Source organism: Enterococcus sp. AZ095a, from assembly GCF_050546735.1.
Taxonomy (GTDB): domain Bacteria; phylum Bacillota; class Bacilli; order Lactobacillales; family Enterococcaceae; genus Enterococcus_D; species Enterococcus_D entomosocium.
The window spans coordinates 3,109,563-3,124,648 of record NZ_CP172953.1 but is presented as its reverse complement, the minus strand read 5'-3'; the positions used below and the strand labels follow the sequence as shown (position 1 = coordinate 3,124,648).

Here is a 15,086-nt window from a genome sequence, read left to right as displayed (position 1 = left end):
CGAAGAACAAAAAGTGGAAAATATGGGAGGAAATGGATATGAAAAAGATTTTTGGTATTGCAACAACCTTATTGTTAACTGCCGCTTTAGCTGCTTGTGGAACGGGCTCAAATTCAGGAAGCTCTGATTCATCTGCGGCTGAGGGAGAATCAACAAAATTAGTGATCGGTGCATCGGTTACGCCTCATGCGGAAATTTTAGAACAAGCCAAACCTTTACTAGCAGAAGAAGGCATTGATCTTGAAATCAAGACCTTCGATGATTATGTGTTGCCAAACAAAGCATTGGAAAATGGCGATATCGATGCCAATTACTTCCAACACATTCCTTACTTGAACAAACAAATCGCAGACAATGGCTATGACTTTGTTAATGCCGGTGCGATCCATATCGAGCCAATGGGTCTTTACTCAAAACGAATCTCTGATATTTCAGAACTAGAAGATGGTGCAACGGTTCTTACTTCCACTTCTGAATCTGACTGGGGCCGTATCCTAACGATTTTACAAGATGCTGACTTGATTACCTTAAAAGACGGCGTTGATACAGAAACGGCAACCTTTGATGATATTGCTGAAAATCCGAAAAACTTAGAATTTAAACATGACGTCGATCCATCTCTTTTGGCGACTGCTTATCAAAACGACGAAGCAGACCTAATTGCCATCAATGCGAACTTCGCATTCGGGATCGATTTGAACCCAGCGGATGATTCTGTTTTATTAGAAGCGGATAATTCTCCTTATGTCAACGTGATCGCTGTCCGCAGTGGTGACGAAGATAGCGACAAAATCAAGAAATTGATTGAAGTGCTTCATTCAGACGAAATCAAAGACTTTGTTGAAGAACAATGGCAAGGTTCAGTGAAAATCGTTGATGCTGACGCAAAATAATTCACTGATAGTAAAATGATTTTAAAAAGAGCGTACCACTATTCAAGTGGGCGCTCTTTTTGTTGCGGAAAGGCAATGATGGGTTGGAAGAAAGAGACGTCTTGCCAAATGCATTCATAGAGTAAGGGCAACTCGGGATGCTTCTTTAAAAGTTTTTCGTAGTGGGGAAGCTGTGTCAAGAAAGCACGGACCAAGCGTTGTGAACGTTCAGATAAGCGAGGATTTAATGGCGGGTAGACAAATAAATTGCCCTCCAATAATGCCCCCAGCAGATGGGCTTGGAAAATTTTCGGCAAAAGAACCTCTAACGGCTGCTCGATTGGATACTGTCTCAAAACTGGGGTGATGATTTGGCATAAGAGGCCAGATTCTTCTGCAGGTACATAGAAAGGCTCCAGTGTTAGAAGCTGTTTCCATAAAAACAAATAGCTGCGTTCGCCGACTAAGTAGAAACTTGGAACAAAGTGTTTGGGAAAAACTTGTTGAGTAAACGTGATTGATGTGTTGGGATAAAAAGCAGTTTTCCGTAACTGATGGATTTGTGTCAGCTCCTGAAACGCTTGATTGGGGGAGATAAGCGCTGGGTTTGCTAAGAGGGTAAGGCGAAAAAGCACATAGCGCAGTTGTCGTTCGTTGCCAGTGATTAAAGGATAACTGCGGCGATCGATAGCTAGTTGATAAGGTGCTAAAAAGTTAGAAAAGGATGAAAAGCGCCGATGCAAACTGGATGGGCTGAGATAATAGCGTTTGTAAAGATCTGCAAAGGAAATAGTCGGCATTTTTAACAAGAGCAAGAGTAGCTGATAATTTGCACTTTTAGTGAATAATGCAGCAATCATTTCCATATGGGGGAGGGAGCAACTGGCTGATTGCTGCAAATGACGGTCTGCACGAATGTGCCCTTGTTGTACATCATAGTGGAAGAATGGGTCCTCGTTTAAATAGCTTGACAGTAGCCGACGGATCGTTTTGACAGAGATTTTTTGGGCGGCAGCAGCTTTATTCAAAGGCAGGGGATTTTCGGTTAAAAGTGTTGTGGAGAGTCGCAGCATTTGCATAATATCTTTTTCAAGGATATTTTTCAACATCATGCACCTCTTTCAGCTAAATTTTGCAACTGTCCTTATTATAAGGGAACTTCATTCGTTATTTTCACTCGCAAAAAATAGTCAATAAAACGTAATAAAAAACGATGTTTTTGTCGAGTATTTATTTGAAATTGCTGCTAGACAGAATTAAATGAAAGGAGGTATGCAAAAAAAAACCACCTTCTAAAATAAAAAGGGTGGTTTTTTATATAGGTGTCGTTATAAAAAGAGAATGGCGAATGGGCGTTAACGAGTCTCGCTAGGCAATAAAATCGTTTGCCGCTGCCCATCATCATACACATAGACTTTTTGGGGATACAGGTCGGAATACCGGTAAGGTAGATCAACACCAAGTTCGATTTGACTTTGTGCTTGAGAAAAAAGCAGGGTGACACGACCATGATTGTTTTGGACTTCAAAGGTGAGCAGATTTGTCAACGGAATAAACCCTTTTAAATCAAGATCAATGATTAACCAGATACTATCGATCAGTTCGCTAGGTAGTGTTTGAACAATACCGCCAGAAGCGTAACGACTGCGGTGATCATCAAATGTTTCAAACATAATAAACCCCTCCTTCAAGTAGGCTTGCCATTAACATCAAATTTGTCTATTTATCATAATGAAGAACCGTCAAAAATGCAACTACTTCTGCTTTTCTTTTTGGTCAGCGACGCATTTTAACTATTTTCTTAAAAATTTGTTGGGTTGGCTGGACCAAGCTTTCCCAAAGACGTCTTTCAATGGGAAATAGTCAGTTGCAGCATACCAGCTCTTCGTAAGAATGAAAAGGACTCTTGAAGGGAAATCCCTTCAAGAGTCCTACATTTCTTAGAAGTGTCTGTTGATTGAAGACGTGGTCTTAAGAACGGTGTTCTATGATTACTCTTCGTCTTCACCGATAACTGCTGGTTCAGCAGCTTCGCCGGCTTCTTCATCTTCAGAGATTTCTTGTGGTTCAGTAACCGCAACGATTTGTTCTTCTGGATCGGTCACGATCGTGTACTCGTCGTTCTTAGGCAGATCAGCCACTGTTAATGAATCGCCGATCTCTAATGACGTCACATCGATCTCAACACGTTCAGGCAATTTGTCTGGTGTTGCTGATACAACGACTGTATACAAGTTTTGTGCTAGAACACCACCAGCTTTGACACCAGCAGATTCACCAATTAAGGTTACTTCTGCTTCTACTTCTGTTTCTTCATTCATATCGACAGATAGGAATTCAACGTGGGTTAAATTGCGTGTGAAGGTATCTGATTGATACTCTTTGATCAGTGTATTGACTTTTTTGCCTTCTAAACTGATCGTGATTACGGTATTCAATCCATTTTCACGCAAGATTTTTTCTAATTCTGCTGCATTGACAGCAATCGGTGTGCTTTCTACTTTGTACCCATTGACAATTGCAGGTACTTTTCCTTCGTGACGCAACTTGTTCCGTAAAGAACGTGGGCGAACTTCTCTTTTCGTAACTTCTAATGATACTGACATAACTCAATTCCTCCTAAAATTTTCTCGTTAGTAACGAGATTTTTTAAGCAAATTTTGTTAACTCTGCACATTAAGTGGTACGTGAGTGAAAACACGCAAAAGGGCAGTTGTGTACACAACTGCCCCAGAAAGTTTTGGTTCAACTTTTCTCCACCAGGTCATAACGCTGTGTATGAGAAACTATATTTACTTTACTCTTTAACCTTACGCAAAAAGACAAAGAAAGTCAAATCATTTGAAATCCTGGCAGTTTCCTTTCGCTAGATCCTAAGCTATAATAGCCACTATGGAGAAAAATTTATGCGTTTAGATAAAGTGATCGAGCAACAATTGAATACATCCCGGAAAGAGATGAAACGGTTGTTTCAGCAAGGAAAAGTCTTTGTGGATCATAGGATTGAGCGAAGGCCCGAGCGCAACGTCGATAGCAGCTTGCATCAAATCATGGTTGCGGGGCGGCAGTTGGAAACACAGGAACGCTATTATATCGTCAACAAACCCAAGGGTGTCGTTACAGCCAATCTGGATCAACAGCACCAGACAGTGATCGCTTTGATTGCACCCGAAGATCAACATCCTGATCTTTATGCCGTCGGTCGATTGGATCGGGACACGGAAGGGTTGGTATTAGTTACGACGAATGGTCAGTTAGGCTATGACTTGCTGCATCCCACCAAAAAGGTGACCAAGCGATATGAAGTGGTGGTCAATGACTTGGTGACTCCTGAGGATGTGGCGGCATTTGCTGCAGGGATCACCTTTCATGGTGGTGTCACTTGCAAACCAGCTGCCCTAACGATCATCGATGCCCGAGCGGATCATTCCTTTGTTTCGTTAGAAATTGCTGAAGGCAAGTTCCATCAAGTGAAAAAGATGTTTTTAGCCCGAGGGAAAAAAGTCATTCAGCTGAAACGAACAGCGATGGGTTCGCTGGTTCTACCAGATGATTTAGCAGTGGGCAGTTATCGCTCGCTGACGCAAGAAGAATTAAAAGGACTGGCGGCGCATTTCCGCTGAGAAAGAGGGAGAAAATGAAGTATAAAACATTATTATTTGATGTCGATGACACGATCCTCGACTTTCAAGATACCGAAGATCAAGCCTTAAAAGCACTGTTTGAAGCTCATGGCTTGGAAATGACTCCAGAGCGCAAACAAAGCTATCAAACGATCAATCATGATTTGTGGCAGCAGTTTGAGCAAGGGAAAATCACGAGAGACCAAGTCATCAATGAGCGTTTCGGCTTGTTTTTTGAAACGCAAGGCATTCAGGTCGATAGTCCAGCAGTTGAATTGGCGTACCGAGAATTTCTAAATGAAGGACATAAACTGTTAGACAACAGTGATGAGATCTTAGCGGAGTTGGCGCAGCATTTTGACCTATACGTGGTTACGAACGGGGTTTCTGAAACCCAGTACCGTCGCTTGGAAGATGCCAAATTGAAGCCCTATTTCCGTGATATTTTTGTTTCAGAAGACACGGGTTATCAAAAACCAATGAAAGAATATTTTGACTACGTGTTTGCCCGCATACCAAACGTTAAAAAACAAGAAACAGTCATTATTGGCGATTCACTGACTTCAGATATCTTAGGCGGACAATTGGCAGGGATCGACACGATTTGGTTTAATCCAAAGAAAAAAAACAGTGGTGAGATTCAGCCTACCTTTGAGATCGAACGTTTGCAGCAATTACTTCCTTTATTGCAGCACTGATTCTACAGAAACAGTAGTAATTTGCCGAATTTTCGCTATAATAGAACCAGTGTGAATTTTTTAAGATGAAAGAGGTTAATTGAATGACGAATGGCAAGCCCATTATTATTGGTGTGACAGGTGGATCAGGTAGTGGAAAAACAAGCGTGAGTCGGGCGATCTTTAATCATTTCCCCAACCATTCTATTATGATGCTTGAACAAGACTCCTACTATAAAGACCAAAGTGATCTGAGCTTTGAAGAACGGTTGAACACCAACTATGACCATCCTTTTGCATTTGATACTGATTTGTTGATCGATCACTTGCAGCAGCTGCTTGCATATCAAACGATCGAAAAACCTGTCTATGATTATGTCGCTCATACTCGCAGCGAAGCAACGATCATTCAAGAACCCAAAGAAGTCATTATCTTGGAAGGGATCTTGATTTTAGAAGATGAGCGATTACGTAATTTAATGGATATTAAACTTTATGTTGATACAGACGATGATATTCGGATTATTCGCCGAATCAAACGTGATATGGAAGAACGTGGCCGGACGTTGGATTCTGTGATCGAACAATACTTGACGGTCGTAAAACCGATGTATCATCAATTTATCGAACCGACAAAACGGTATGCTGATGTCATCGTACCAGAAGGCGGCGAAAACCACGTAGCCATTGATTTGATTACGACCAAAGTGGCAACCTTCTTATCCTAAGGTTTCTTGAATCCATCGATTTGAACGTTTCTTTTGAGAAGAAACAACTGGTTCATGTAAAACTGCTGATAAGTGCTCTTTCTTGAAAGATGTTTATCCGCAGTTTTTGATTTTATAAAAAAAAAAACAGTAGTATTCCGACTAATTTTATGGTAAAGTAATCCTCATGCGACGAGTCGAGAAGGTCTAGCATTAGCTGACCAGATTGATAGCAGAGGCACACCGCGTAAGCAACCTACCGGATTTGTAGGGTGTCGGAATATTCCTTTTGTGGAGATAGGGTATTCTACTAGCAATAGTACTGTGAGTGAAAAAAGCTGTGAACAATTTTGTTCACAGCTTTTTTTTGTTTATTTACGTGAGAGAACAGCGATAGATGGTGGAAGACTCTCCCCAAGGGTGGTAGCCAGTGCCGATCGGTTCGAAAGCAAACTGCTCATAAAAAGTAGAAAGATCCGTACATAGATACAGAGAATCAAAACCAGCTCCAGCAGCGCGCTGTTTAGCTGTTTCGATCAAAAGGCGGGCACCGCCTTGGCCACGCCACAAAGGGTCCACATACAAGGCGCAAAGCCAAGGCGTCAAATCCATCCGACTGATGAAGTCGTTGGGGATCAAGCCGCCGCAGCCGATGATTTGATAAGGTCCGTCGGATGCCATCTCATCATTGACCAGCAGTAGCCATTGCGGCAAAATGCTTGTTGAAAAACTATGGGTCAGGCTGTCTTCATAAACCATGAGGGAATCGGGGCCAGCCCACTGTTTTTGGAAGTAACGGATCGCTTCTGCTAAGTATTCAGGGTGTTCTTTAAGGGTGATGACCTGCATTTTTTTCTCCTTTATCCTTCTTTAGGTAAGCGAATCTGAAAAATAACCCCTCGTGGCTGCAGATCTTTGACCAGAATTTGTCCTTTGTGCTCTTCGACGATTTGCTTGGCGATCGCTAAGCCTAAACCATAGCCGCCGGTCTCCTTGGAGCGAGAACGATCCTCGCGGTAGAAGCGGTCAAAGATGCGAGCTTTCTCTTCATCGGAAATAGTTGGTCCCGTGTTTTTGACCTCGATCAGCCATTGCTTGTTAGAAATCTCCGATAAGAGCGTAATTTTATCACCACTGCTGGTATATTTTAAGGCATTATCTAGGAGAATCACGAGGACTTGATGAATTTTCTTTTGATCAAAGCAAGCGGTCGTTTTGGCAAAATTTTCGACAATAAAATGTTTTTGATCCAGTTCGGCAATTTCTTTGAAAGGTTTGACTAAGTCATCGATAAACGGAACTAATTCGACGGTTTCTTTCGTTAACAGCAGTTGATTGGAATCACTGCGGGCAATCGTTAGTAGATCAGCCGTTAATCCAGTTAGCCGTCGGGTTTCCGCTAACGCTTGTGCAATGCTTTCAGATTCTTCAATGATCGTATGATTGGGCTTGGTAAACAGGCGCTCCAGACTATTTTGAATGATCGTCAATGGTGTGCGCAGCTCGTGAGAAGCATTTTCGACAAATTCTTGTTGTTTCTTCCACGAGGCTAAAATTGGGCGCATGTTCAAGCTGGAAAGCAAGTAGCTGATCCCGATCGAGAGAATCCAGAAAAAAATCATCGATAAAATCAAGATGGTTTGGAAATTGTTCATGGCATTTTTGATTTGATTGGTGTTCGCTAAGACTTGGATATAGCCGACCCCGGCGTCATTGGTTGGGGCTTTGGTGGTGATTGAGCGAAACAAAAGTGTCTCTTCTTCCTCTGACAAGGACTGATCCACCACTGAAAAAGACGTGATACTGTCTAAATGGCTCGTATCTAAAGATAGACTTGCCAATTGTGAAAAACGGCCGCCTAAAGTCTGTTTGTTTAAAATCTCGCCGTCCTCAGACCAGAGGATCAACTGGGTGTTGAAGCGATTGGTACCAGGGATCTTCGGCATTGCACTATCTGGTGGCAATACCTCTAGATTGGATTGCGAAGCGCTGATCTCAGCTTGGATCAAGCGGGTATCTTTGACTGCTTGTTCCAAAGAAATATCGGTTTGACGATAAGCCGATTGGTTGAATAATTGGAGCACGATCGTTCCTAAAAGTAAGAAGACCAAAGCAAAGGCACTGACATTTAGGAGAAAGGAGTGCAGCCGTTGTCTCTTAGAGCGTTCTTTATTCATAGACTAGGCTCCTTGCATAATATAGCCGACATTTCGCAACGTACGGATCTCTTTGTCGATTCCTGTCTGGCGCAAGTGTTTTCGCAGATTGCTCATGTAGACTTCTACGACAGTCAGGGTCGTTTCTGAATCGAACCCCCAGATGCGATCAAAAATCTGTTCCTTGGTCAAAATAATGTTTCTATTTTGTAGAAAATAGAGCAGTAGCTCAAATTCTTTCCCTTGAATCGGTAAAAGCTCCCCTTGATAGCTGACCTCGTTGGTGCCAAGGTTACAGAGCAACCCATTATATTCCAGTGTATTTTCATTGAACAAACCTAAGGAGCGTTTTAGCAACGCTTTGATCCGCATCAATAATTCTTCCCGATAAAAAGGCTTAGTCAAATAATCATCAGCCCCTTTTTGAAAGCCGGTTACTTTGTCTTCTAAGCCGTCTTTGGCTGTTAAAATCAGGACGGGTGTTTGGAGTCCTTTTTTTCGTAATGCTGAAAGCACCTCATAGCCGTTCATCTCAGGCATCATCAAGTCAAGAATAATCAAGTCATAGATCCCCGTTTCCGCCTCGTACAAGCCTTCACTGCCATCATATGCTTGCGTGACTTCACCGATTTCGCTGACGATCTCTTTCATATTTTCAGATAATGTTTTGTCATCTTCGATTACTAATAATTTAATCATGTTCCCACCTCTTTAAGGATAAGAATAGCACGAATAGCATAAAAAATGCTTAAAAAAACTGTTTTGTCTTAAGCTGCATTTAAGATAGCTGCCGTAAATTCAGTGCATGGATTTCAAGGGAGGAACATTTTATGAAATTAAAAAAAGTCTTTCAAAGAAAAGAGACGAAATATCTATTGACTAAGGAACAATTTCCAGCATTTCTTGGCGAGTTGCAGCAAAAAATGGCGATCGATGAATATGGGCAACACACGATTATGTCCTTGTATTATGATACCCAGGATTACCGCTTTATTCGTCATTCGATGGACAAACCGAAATACAAAGAAAAATTTCGGGTCCGCAGCTATGGGGTACCGACAGAGCAACAGTTGATTTTTTTAGAGATCAAGAAGAAAGTCAGTGGCGTGGTCTACAAACGCCGCGTTCCGATGCCCTATGCTGACTATTGCCGCTGGTTGCAAACGGGGGTCTTGCCGTCAATGGAGGAAGCCCCGCAAATCGCCGCGGAGATCCACTGGTTATTTAAGAAAAACCCGGACCTGCTACCAAAAGTCTTGATTGCCTATGATCGCCTGTCGCTGTTTGTTGATGATGATAGTGAATTTCGCGTGACGTTCGATCAAAACATTCGCTTTCGCACCTGCGATCTCATGTTAGGTTCCGGTAGTGACGGTGCACTAGTAGCACCGGAAGTCGGAGTGTTGATGGAAGTCAAAGCCCTCGGCTCTTATCCAATATGGTTTGTGGAACTGCTGAACAAATACAGTGTGCGCAAAGGCAGCTTTTCAAAATATGCCCAAACCTATCAACGGCATTTATTCAAGAAGGAGGAACGGTTACATGTTATCTAGTCTATTTTCTGGCGATACGAGCACCCTTGAATGGAGTAGCTTATTGATCTGTATCGCCGCCTCATTGCTTTTAGGATTATTAGTGGCAGCGATCCATATGATCCGCAATGTCTATACGAAAAACTTCGTCATTACCTTGGCAGTCTTACCGATTCTCGTTCAATCGGTGATCATGCTAGTCAACGGCAATCTTGGTACAGGGGTGGCGATCTTAGGTGCCTTCAGTTTGATTCGTTTCCGCTCGGTTCCCGGGGGTTCTAGAGAGATTACCAGCGTCTTTTGGTCGATGGGGATCGGTCTGGCAACTGGGATGGGGTATGTCGGCTATGTTGTCATTTTTTCCATTATCGTGGCGCTTTTCTTGACCCTTTTATATACGATGCCCTTTGGCGATCGACAAGCCACGAGTGAACGGGAACTGAAGGTCACGATTCCGGAAGATTTGGATTATCCACAATTATTCGATGATCTCTTTGAAAAATATACGCATTCTGCCAAACTGACATCGGTTCGAACGACGACGATGGGAAGCTTGTATGAATTGCGCTATCAGTTGCTGTTAAAAGACCAAGCGCAAGAAAAGCAAATCATTGATGAAGTTCGGGTTCGTAATGGCAATTTACCTGTTGTTTTAGGCAAGCTCACCGCTAACCGCGATGAGCTGTAGAAGGAGGAACCTTTTATGAAAAAACTCATTTATCCACTCTTGCTCTCATCGCTGCTCTTAGGCGCTTGCGGGCAAACCGATAGTACTAGCACGAGCAGCAGTTCCAGTTCCGCAGCAGCAGTTTCCGGTTCTGCCGCAGTGACCAACGTTTCAACGACCCTTGATGATTCTGTGGACTATTACGGTAGTTACGAAGAAGAAGATGTTGATGCTTCCTACGATGAGGCAACTGCTACGCAACTTGAATTGAATGGCAGCGACACGACGGCTGTTGATGGCGTTTCAGTGGAAGACCAAACCGTGACGATCACCCAAGCCGGCACCTATGTCGTCAGCGGGTCGTTAAGTAATGGCCAACTGGTTGTCAACGTCAACAAAGAAGAAAAAGTCCATCTGATCTTTGCCGGTGTCACGATCACCAATGAAGACGGGGCGGCCGTCGTCATCGAACAAGCAGAAAAAGTCATCACGACCTTAGCCAGTGATACGACGAATACTCTGACGGATGGCAGCAGCTACACCTTGGCTGAAGGCGAGACAGAACCAGATGCTGCCTTTTATAGTAAAGAAGATTTGTCCATCAACGGCGATGGGACGTTGGTGATCACAGGAAATTACAGCAACGGATTGCGCAGCAAAGATGATTTGGTTTTAGCAGGTGGTACGATTGAAATCACAGCGAAAAACAACGCCATCAAAGGAAAAGATTCCGTATCGATCTTGGCGGGGAACTACACACTGAACACCACTGAAGGAGATGGTATCCAAGCGAATAATACGGAAGATGCGGAAAAAGGCTACGTTGCGATCGATGGTGGTACCTTTACGATCCAAAGTGGTCGTGACGGGATCCAAGCAGAAACAAATTTAAGCATCCAATCAGCTGATATCACGATCAAAACGGCTGACGGAGCCCAAAGTCAGTCGCTAGTGACGGATGAAAGTTACAAAGGATTGAAAGCTGGCGGTGTGATGACCATCAGCAGCGGCACCTTTACGATCGATAGTGCGGAGGATACCCTGCATGCCAATGATACGATCAACATTGCAGGTGGCACGATCACTGCCAGCAGTGGCGATGATGGGATCCACGCCGACAATGAATTGACGATCTCCGACGGAACGATTTCTATCGAAGAATCCTATGAAGGATTAGAAGCAAGTGTAATCACGATTGCAGGTGGCACGACACACGTCGTGGCTAGCGATGATGGGATCAATGCCGGTGGTGGCAGTGATACGGATGAAACAACGGGACAATTTGGTCAAGACAGTTTTGGCGGCGGCCCTGGCGGCGGCGATACCGCGGATGACAGTAAACAGATCACGATCACTGGTGGAACGTTGGTCATTGATGCCGAAGGGGATGGCCTGGATAGTAATGGCAATGTCACCATGAGTGATGGCGTCGTCATCGTAAATGGTCCAACGACCGGTGGCAATGGTGCTTTGGACTATAACGGCACATTTGAACTCACCGGCGGCGTCTTGTTAGCGGCAGGCACGACCGATATGGCCATGAACGTTAGCGGTGGTAGTCAACAGTCGATCGGAATCAGTTTCGATCAAACCCAATCAGCCGAGACCCTAGTGACCTTAAAGGACAGTCAAGGTCAGACGATCTTGTCCTATGCCCCAAGCAAAAGCTACCAACACGTGGTTCTTTCCAGCCCAGATTTGACCGATAGCAGCTATACGTTGGTCAGTGGTGGGACGAATGATGCACAAGCAGTCTCCGGTTATTATGCTGGCGGAACCCTCAGTGATGGGACAGAGTTAGGAACATTGTCCGTCACGGATACGATCGCTAACTTGACCCAATCAGGTGCAACAGCGACAACCAATCAGATGGGCGGTGGTTTTGGTCGTTAGTTGAAGTTTCACCGATCATCACCAAATGGTTATCAATAAATCGAACAGATCGCAGGCAGCCGTTGCGGTCTGTTTCTATGATTCAAAAAATCAGGAGACGGTTTAAGGTCAATTTAAGCTAGGATCCTTATAGTCGAAAGACAATAAATAGCTATTCAGGAGGAACAAAGATGAATTTTTTGAAACGAGGTCTCCAAAGTTTATGGGCGAAAAAAGGCCGGAGCCTGTTGCTGATCGCCGTATTTTCTGCAATCTTGATTTTTGTATTGGCGGGTCTGACGATTCGCAGTGCGGCACTAGTAGCGACTGAAAATGCCCAGAAAAGTGTTGGCGCAACTGTGACGTTGCAAGCAAACCGCGAGCAGGCTTTTCAGCAAAGGAGCTCTTCTTCTGACAGCGATGACCAAAGCACCCGACCAGATCCAGGGAGTTTTCAATCGACACCAGTAGCGATTACTGATGCCCAAGCGATCGCCGATTTAGACGGGGTTGCCTCATATAGTTTTGAAGTCAGCACCTCTGCTGATGCCGTCAGCGGGATCGAACCGATCTCCAGCAGTGACTCATCGACAGAGTCAGAAGCAACCGACAGCAGCGAATCGGGGCAAATGGGCGGTATGCCAGGAGGAATGCCTGGTGGGAATATGAGTACGGGTGATTTCCAAATCACTGGTGTATCAACTAGTGCGGCGTATACGACTTTTTCGGAAGGAACAGCGACGATCACGGATGGAGAAGGCATTACTTCTGAGGATGAAGGCACGAACCAAGTACTGATCGAATCCTCGTTGGCTGAAGCAAATGATTTGGCAGTCGGAGATACGTTTTCGATCACTGATGCAGAGGACAATGAAGTCGAAGTGACGATCAAGGGAATCTATGAAACGAGTGAAGTAGGCAACAGCATGAGCCAAATGTTCAACTTTCTCAATCCAGCCAACACGATCTTTGCTTCTTATACCCTTGCCAATACGTTGAGCGGCAATGAGGACACCGTTGACTCGGCAACCTATACCTTGAGTGATCCGTCTGAGATGACAGCATTCGTGGAAGAAGCGGAAGGGTTGATCGATACAGAAACCTACAGCATTCAAACCAACGATCAAATGTATCAGTCGATGCTGACACCATTGAATAATGTCGCTAGCTTTGCAAAAAATATTATTGTGTTAGTTGCTGCTGCCGGTATCATTATTTTGACGTTGATCGTGATGATGTCGATTCGGGAACGTCGCTATGAGATTGGCGTATTGCTCTCTTTAGGCGAGTCACGGGCCAAAGTGATCCTACAATTTTTCACAGAGATTTTTGTCTGTATGGTGTTTGCTTTAGGGATCGCGGCCGCTAGCGGCAATCTTGTCGGTAATGCCGTCGGAGAGCAATTATTGGCACAACAAACAGAGACAACGACTGATCAAGCAGCCACTGAAAACGCTGGTCCTGGAGGCGGGGAGATGCCGCAAATGGGCGGAAATCGTGGGGGTTCTTTCCCATCCTTCACCCAATCAGCAGAAGTGGAGTCCTTAGAAATCACCGTTTCCCCTCAACAAATTGGTCTATTGGCATTACTCGGTCTAGGGATCAGTTTTGGCTCGATCTTACTCTCTTCCGCGGGCATTTTGCGGTTGAATCCGAAAAAAATCTTGGTTTCTTAGGAGGAACGACATGACATTACGAACAGAACAATTAGGATATTGGTATCAAAGCGAAGCAGAAGCGCTGTTTCGTGACGTTGATTTGACCTTTGAACCTGGCAAGATGTATGCGATCTTAGGTTCCAGCGGATCGGGGAAAACAACCTTCCTGTCGCTGATCACGGGCCTAGATACCCCGAAAGAAGGAAAGATCCTTTACAACGAAGAAACGTTAGCAAAAATCGGATTGCGAGAATACCGCCGCAAAGATGTTTCCATCGTGTTCCAAGCGTATAATCTATTGCCTTATATGTCGGCACTGGACAATGTGATCACAGCCATGGCGATCGCGAAGTCGCAGCAAGCCGATAAAAAGGCCTATGCTTTAGCTAACTTAGCCAAAGTTGGTATCACGGAAGAGCTGGCACTGAAAAAAGTGACCCAATTATCGGGTGGGCAACAGCAACGGGTCGCTATCGTTCGCGCGTTGTGCTGTGAACATGAGCTGATCGTAGCCGATGAACCGACTGGAAACTTGGATGAAACGACATCTAAAGAAATCGTCAAACTATTTCAAGAAATTGCCCATGAGCAAAAAAAATGTATCATCTTAGTGACCCATGAACAAGAAGTAGCAAAGGCTTGCGATGTCGTTTATGAGTTGAAGGAACGAGCATTTTCTAAAATTGAAAGGTGAGCTTTGCATATGGTAACTGCTAGTTAGTGAGACAAAGATCGTCATTCTTATTCCCTCATTGAGCAAGACTGAAATGAAAATACCGCAAAGTCTGCTTGCATCTTCTAGGTGCTCCTCTTACAATAGAAGTAATTGTAAAAGAAGGAACTTTTGAGAGGAGCAAGCAGATGCGGCTTTTTATTGACGGCGACGGTTCGCCGGTGAAAAATGAAGTGATTGAACTGGCTCAGCAGTATCAGCTGCCGGTAGTGATCGTGACCAGTGTCGATCATTATACGACCAAAGACTATCCCGCCCATGTCCACTTTGTCTATGTCGACAAAGGCTCGGATCGCGCGGATTATGAAATCGTGAAGGAGATAGAACCCGGCGATTTTCTCGTCACCCAAGATTATGGCTTAGCCTCGTTAGTCTTGCCCAAAAAAGCACGAGTTTTTCACCATAACGGTACAGAGTATTTGCCAGAAACAATCGATTTTTTATTAGGTCAACGCTATTTAGGTGCGCAGATGCGTAAAGCAGGCAAGCGCACAAAAGGACCGAAGCCCTTTACGAAAGAGGATCGGGAAGCCTTCAAACGAATCTTTGAAAACGAATTGCGACAGACCCTTGCAAAATAAGCACCCTC

At 44.2% G+C, this 15,086-nt stretch carries 16 protein-coding genes; 10 read left to right on the top strand and 6 right to left on the bottom strand.

All coding sequences use genetic code 11. The features are described from left to right. Positions 1 to 38: 38 nt before the first annotated feature. Positions 39 to 893 (top strand): MetQ/NlpA family ABC transporter substrate-binding protein, encoded by an 855-nt coding sequence (locus IGJ26_RS14315; protein WP_010749087.1) that lies wholly within the window; start codon positions 39 to 41, stop codon positions 891 to 893. 38 nt (positions 894 to 931) lie between these two features. On the opposite strand, the gene IGJ26_RS14310 is transcribed toward IGJ26_RS14315, so the two are convergent. From IGJ26_RS14310 to IGJ26_RS14300, 3 genes are all read right to left on the bottom strand, one after another. After that, positions 932 to 1,984, bottom strand: coding sequence for a helix-turn-helix domain-containing protein (locus IGJ26_RS14310; RefSeq protein WP_086316606.1), 1,053 nt, complete (start codon positions 1,982 to 1,984; stop codon positions 932 to 934). Positions 1,985 to 2,227: 243 nt separating this feature from the next. Next, positions 2,228 to 2,545 carry a DUF960 domain-containing protein gene (locus IGJ26_RS14305; protein ID WP_005233624.1) on the bottom strand — a complete coding sequence of 106 codons (318 nt, stop codon included), beginning with the start codon at positions 2,543 to 2,545 and terminating at the stop codon, positions 2,228 to 2,230. Positions 2,546 to 2,863: 318 nt separating this feature from the next. Continuing rightward, positions 2,864 to 3,478: a 50S ribosomal protein L25/general stress protein Ctc gene (locus tag IGJ26_RS14300; RefSeq protein ID WP_005227923.1), complete on the bottom strand. Its 615-nt coding sequence runs from the start codon at positions 3,476 to 3,478 to the stop codon at positions 2,864 to 2,866. Between the two features lie 300 nt (positions 3,479 to 3,778). Here IGJ26_RS14300 and IGJ26_RS14295 point away from each other — a divergent pair, with 300 nt between their 5' ends. From IGJ26_RS14295 to udk, 3 genes are all read left to right on the top strand, one after another. Continuing rightward, positions 3,779 to 4,495: a 16S rRNA pseudouridine(516) synthase gene (locus IGJ26_RS14295; RefSeq protein ID WP_008379390.1), complete on the top strand. Its 717-nt coding sequence runs from the start codon at positions 3,779 to 3,781 to the stop codon at positions 4,493 to 4,495. Positions 4,496 to 4,509: 14 nt separating this feature from the next. Further along, positions 4,510 to 5,193, top strand: coding sequence for a YjjG family noncanonical pyrimidine nucleotidase (locus IGJ26_RS14290; protein WP_016612934.1), 684 nt, complete (start codon positions 4,510 to 4,512; stop codon positions 5,191 to 5,193). A gap of 83 nt (positions 5,194 to 5,276) precedes the next feature. Next, positions 5,277 to 5,900, top strand: coding sequence for a uridine kinase (udk, locus tag IGJ26_RS14285; RefSeq protein WP_005227927.1), 624 nt, complete (start codon positions 5,277 to 5,279; stop codon positions 5,898 to 5,900). 354 nt (positions 5,901 to 6,254) lie between these two features. On the opposite strand, the gene IGJ26_RS14280 is transcribed toward udk, so the two are convergent. Genes IGJ26_RS14280 through IGJ26_RS14270 form a run of 3 tightly spaced genes read right to left on the bottom strand, consistent with a single transcriptional unit; the run spans position 6,255 to position 8,734 of the window. Continuing rightward, positions 6,255 to 6,728, bottom strand: a complete 474-nt coding sequence (locus IGJ26_RS14280) for a GNAT family N-acetyltransferase (RefSeq protein ID WP_196043802.1) — start codon at positions 6,726 to 6,728, stop codon at positions 6,255 to 6,257. 11 nt (positions 6,729 to 6,739) lie between these two features. After that, positions 6,740 to 8,056, bottom strand: coding sequence for a sensor histidine kinase (locus IGJ26_RS14275; protein ID WP_005233642.1), 1,317 nt, complete (start codon positions 8,054 to 8,056; stop codon positions 6,740 to 6,742). Between the two features lie 3 nt (positions 8,057 to 8,059). Continuing rightward, positions 8,060 to 8,734 (bottom strand): response regulator transcription factor, encoded by a 675-nt coding sequence (locus tag IGJ26_RS14270; protein ID WP_005233644.1) that lies wholly within the window; start codon positions 8,732 to 8,734, stop codon positions 8,060 to 8,062. Positions 8,735 to 8,865: 131 nt separating this feature from the next. On the opposite strand from IGJ26_RS14270, the gene IGJ26_RS14265 reads away from it, so the two are divergent. From IGJ26_RS14265 to IGJ26_RS14240, 6 genes are all read left to right on the top strand, one after another. After that, positions 8,866 to 9,588 (top strand): polyphosphate polymerase domain-containing protein, encoded by a 723-nt coding sequence (locus IGJ26_RS14265; RefSeq protein ID WP_005233646.1) that lies wholly within the window; start codon positions 8,866 to 8,868, stop codon positions 9,586 to 9,588. Next, positions 9,578 to 10,255 (top strand): DUF4956 domain-containing protein, encoded by a 678-nt coding sequence (locus IGJ26_RS14260; protein ID WP_005233649.1) that lies wholly within the window; start codon positions 9,578 to 9,580, stop codon positions 10,253 to 10,255. The genes IGJ26_RS14265 and IGJ26_RS14260 overlap by 11 nt, the downstream gene beginning before the upstream one ends. A 15-nt stretch (positions 10,256 to 10,270) precedes the next feature. Beyond that, entirely contained in the window at positions 10,271 to 12,127 is a 1,857-nt protein-coding gene (locus tag IGJ26_RS14255) for a carbohydrate-binding domain-containing protein (protein WP_429966539.1), read from the top strand. Positions 12,128 to 12,297: 170 nt separating this feature from the next. Further along, positions 12,298 to 13,782 (top strand): ABC transporter permease, encoded by a 1,485-nt coding sequence (locus IGJ26_RS14250; protein WP_429966540.1) that lies wholly within the window; start codon positions 12,298 to 12,300, stop codon positions 13,780 to 13,782. A 10-nt stretch (positions 13,783 to 13,792) separates the two neighbouring features. After that, positions 13,793 to 14,458 (top strand): ABC transporter ATP-binding protein, encoded by a 666-nt coding sequence (locus IGJ26_RS14245; protein WP_008379404.1) that lies wholly within the window; start codon positions 13,793 to 13,795, stop codon positions 14,456 to 14,458. 167 nt (positions 14,459 to 14,625) lie between these two features. Continuing rightward, entirely contained in the window at positions 14,626 to 15,078 is a 453-nt protein-coding gene (locus IGJ26_RS14240) for a YaiI/YqxD family protein (protein WP_015510428.1), read from the top strand. Positions 15,079 to 15,086: the final 8 nt, after the last annotated feature.

What these genes read in the sequence shown, in the direction of transcription:
- IGJ26_RS14270 (WP_005233644.1), bottom strand. Translation starts at nt 8,734, where the DNA reads ATGATTAAATTATTAGTAATCGAAGATGACAAAACATTATCTGAAAAT.
- IGJ26_RS14260 (WP_005233649.1), top strand. Translation starts at nt 9,578, where the DNA reads ATGTTATCTAGTCTATTTTCTGGCGATACGAGCACCCTTGAATGGAGT.
- udk (WP_005227927.1), top strand. Translation starts at nt 5,277, where the DNA reads ATGACGAATGGCAAGCCCATTATTATTGGTGTGACAGGTGGATCAGGT.
- IGJ26_RS14290 (WP_016612934.1), top strand. Translation starts at nt 4,510, where the DNA reads ATGAAGTATAAAACATTATTATTTGATGTCGATGACACGATCCTCGAC.
- IGJ26_RS14315 (WP_010749087.1), top strand. Translation starts at nt 39, where the DNA reads ATGAAAAAGATTTTTGGTATTGCAACAACCTTATTGTTAACTGCCGCT.
- IGJ26_RS14295 (WP_008379390.1), top strand. Translation starts at nt 3,779, where the DNA reads ATGCGTTTAGATAAAGTGATCGAGCAACAATTGAATACATCCCGGAAA.
- IGJ26_RS14255 (WP_429966539.1), top strand. Translation starts at nt 10,271, where the DNA reads ATGAAAAAACTCATTTATCCACTCTTGCTCTCATCGCTGCTCTTAGGC.
- IGJ26_RS14240 (WP_015510428.1), top strand. Translation starts at nt 14,626, where the DNA reads ATGCGGCTTTTTATTGACGGCGACGGTTCGCCGGTGAAAAATGAAGTG.
- IGJ26_RS14300 (WP_005227923.1), bottom strand. Translation starts at nt 3,478, where the DNA reads ATGTCAGTATCATTAGAAGTTACGAAAAGAGAAGTTCGCCCACGTTCT.
- IGJ26_RS14280 (WP_196043802.1), bottom strand. Translation starts at nt 6,728, where the DNA reads ATGCAGGTCATCACCCTTAAAGAACACCCTGAATACTTAGCAGAAGCG.
- IGJ26_RS14265 (WP_005233646.1), top strand. Translation starts at nt 8,866, where the DNA reads ATGAAATTAAAAAAAGTCTTTCAAAGAAAAGAGACGAAATATCTATTG.
- IGJ26_RS14245 (WP_008379404.1), top strand. Translation starts at nt 13,793, where the DNA reads ATGACATTACGAACAGAACAATTAGGATATTGGTATCAAAGCGAAGCA.
- IGJ26_RS14305 (WP_005233624.1), bottom strand. Translation starts at nt 2,545, where the DNA reads ATGTTTGAAACATTTGATGATCACCGCAGTCGTTACGCTTCTGGCGGT.
- IGJ26_RS14310 (WP_086316606.1), bottom strand. Translation starts at nt 1,984, where the DNA reads ATGATGTTGAAAAATATCCTTGAAAAAGATATTATGCAAATGCTGCGA.
- IGJ26_RS14250 (WP_429966540.1), top strand. Translation starts at nt 12,298, where the DNA reads ATGAATTTTTTGAAACGAGGTCTCCAAAGTTTATGGGCGAAAAAAGGC.
- IGJ26_RS14275 (WP_005233642.1), bottom strand. Translation starts at nt 8,056, where the DNA reads ATGAATAAAGAACGCTCTAAGAGACAACGGCTGCACTCCTTTCTCCTA.